At 78.4% G+C, this 2294-nt stretch carries 2 protein-coding genes; one reads left to right on the top strand and one right to left on the bottom strand.

Features of this window, described 5'->3' with window-relative positions; translation table 11 throughout:
• Window positions 1–1574: phytoene desaturase family protein (locus NH602_RS30210; RefSeq protein ID WP_374210283.1), on the bottom strand; the 1574-nt coding region annotated here is incomplete at its 3' end.
• Between the two features lie 108 nt (window positions 1575–1682).
• Between NH602_RS30210 and NH602_RS30215 the strand changes: the two genes are divergently transcribed.
• A partial coding sequence (locus NH602_RS30215) for a DUF4383 domain-containing protein (RefSeq protein WP_253069607.1) occupies window positions 1683–2294 on the top strand: 612 nt, incomplete at its 3' end.

Genomic DNA, 2294 nt, shown 5'->3' on the forward strand with positions numbered 1-2294 from the left:
AGCGCGGCCCGCGCCGCGTTGGCGCCGGGCCCGCCGTGCACCGCGCCGCCCGGGTGCGCCGACGCCCCGGCCAGGAACAGCCCCGGCACCGGGGTGTCGGCGCGGCCCAGGCCCGGCACCGGGCGGAACACCAGCTGCTGGTGCACCGCGGAGGTGCCCGCGGTGATCGCCCCGTCGACGAGGTTGCCGTCGCGGCCCTGCAGGTCCGCGGGCCCGGCGACGGCGCGGGCCAGCACCCTCGACCCGAACCCGGGCGCGTGGTCCTCGACGACCTGCTGCATCCGGTCGGCCCAGCGCAGCACCTCGTCGCGGCCCCATCCCAGGCCGCGCGGCACGTGGGTGTAGGCCCAGGCGGACTCGGTGCCGGGCGGGGAGCGGGTCGGGTCGGCCGTGGTCATCTGCCCGAACAGCAGGAACGGGTCGCCGGGCAGCCGGCCGGCGGTCAGGTCGGCGGCGTAGCGGCGCAGGCCGTCGACGTCGGCGCCGAGGTGCACGGTGCCCGCCGACCGGGCACCCGGCGCGGTCCACGGCACCGGTCCGTCGAGCGCCCAGTCCAGCTTGACGGTGGAGAAGTCCCAGTCGAACCGGGCGAGGTCGGCGACGAAGCGGGCCGGCAGGTGCTCCTCCCCGACGAGGTCGCGGTAGAGGCGGGGCGCGTCGACGTCGGCGAGCACCGCCCGGCGGGCGAGGACCCGCCGGCCGGCCGCGTCCACGACGCCGGAGGCCCGGCCGGACGGTCCGACCAGGACGGTCCGGATCGGCCGTCCGCAGTCGATCCGCCCGCCGCGGGCCGTCAGCCGGGCGACGAGCGCACCGGTCAGGGCCCCGGCCCCGCCCGCCGGGACCGGGAAGCCGACACGCTGGCCGAGCATCGCCAGCAGCCAACCGTAGGCGGCGCCCGCCGCGGAGTCCGGCCCGAGGTCGGTGTGCAGGGCGTTGCCCGCCAGCAGCAGCGGGGCGGCCCGGCCCCCGAAGTGCTCCTGGGCCATCCGCGCCACCGGTTGCACCAGCATCCGGGCCAGCCGCAGGGCGTCGCCGGTGCCGAGCGTGCGCAGGAGCCGCGCTGCCGGCCGGACCGGTGGGAACGGGCGCAGTGCGGCGGCGACGACGTCGTCGCCGATCCGGTCCCACTGCGCGACCAGCGCGCGCCAGGCGTCGCCGTCGCCGGGGTGGTCGTCGTCGAGCGCGGTGGCGGTGTCGTCGAGGCTGCGGTGCAGCACCGCGCACCGGCCGTCGGGGGTGGGGTGGGCGAGGACGGCGGGGGCGTGGCGCCACTGCAGCCCGTGCGCTCCGAGGTCGAGCTCGCGCAGCACCGGTGAGGCGGCGCCGAGCGGGTGGAACGCGCTGGCCAGGTCGCTGACGAAGCCGGGCGCGGTGATCTCCGCCGAGCGCACGGCGCCGCCCGGCGCCTCGGCGGCCTCGCAGACCAGGACGTCCCAGCCGGCGTCGGCGAGCAGGTTCGCCGCGACGAGGCCGTTGTGCCCGGCCCCGACCACGACGGCGTCGACCCGTTCGGTCACCCGGTTCCCCCTCCCGTGCCGGCGGCCCGCGCGGGGCGCCGTGCACCGTGCCATCCGGGCCCGCGGAGGTCATGCCCGTCACGATCGGCATCCGCTGCCGATGGGCGGGTAGCCGCGCCGTCATGCCGGGCCGACCGGTGCCGCACGACCCGGAGGACGAGTATGCCCACCCAGTCCCAGCACCACTCCCACGGCCACGCGGTGTTCCCCTGGCCACAGCTGCTGGTGGTCCTCGCGGCGTTCCTGCTCCTGCTCTACGGGCTCCTCGGGTTCCGCTACAGCGGCCTTCCCGGGCTGCCCGCGGCGAGCGGGGAGCTGCTGGGCATCGGGGTGGACCCGCTGCGCGACCTGGTGCACCTCGTCCTCGGCGTGGCGGGACTGCCGTGCGCCACGCGGCTGCCCTGGGCGCGGGGCTTCGGGGTGGTGCTCATGCTCCTGGGCGCCGCCGAGGTCCTGCTCGGACTCCTGACCGGCGTGTTCCGGCTGGTCCCGGCCGGGCCGTTCGCCACCAACGCCGGTTCGGTGCTGGTGGGGGTCCTGCTGCTGGTGCTGGGCGCGGTCGCCGTGTTCGGACGCGCGTTCAGCGACGCCCCGTACGCGGGTCTCCAGCGCGGGGTGGAGGCCGCGGGCCGCCGGGTGACGGGGCTGCGCGACCGCAGCGTGCACGCAGGCACCGACGACGTGGGAACCGAGGACGGGGACCCGGCGGCGTGGACCGACGAGCCGGCCGGTGACGGCGACCGGTCCGGCGGGCGCGGCGCCGCCCGCGGGCCG

Source organism: Pseudonocardia sp. McavD-2-B (assembly GCF_024124365.1).
Taxonomy (GTDB): Bacteria; Actinomycetota; Actinomycetes; order Mycobacteriales; family Pseudonocardiaceae; genus Pseudonocardia; species Pseudonocardia alni.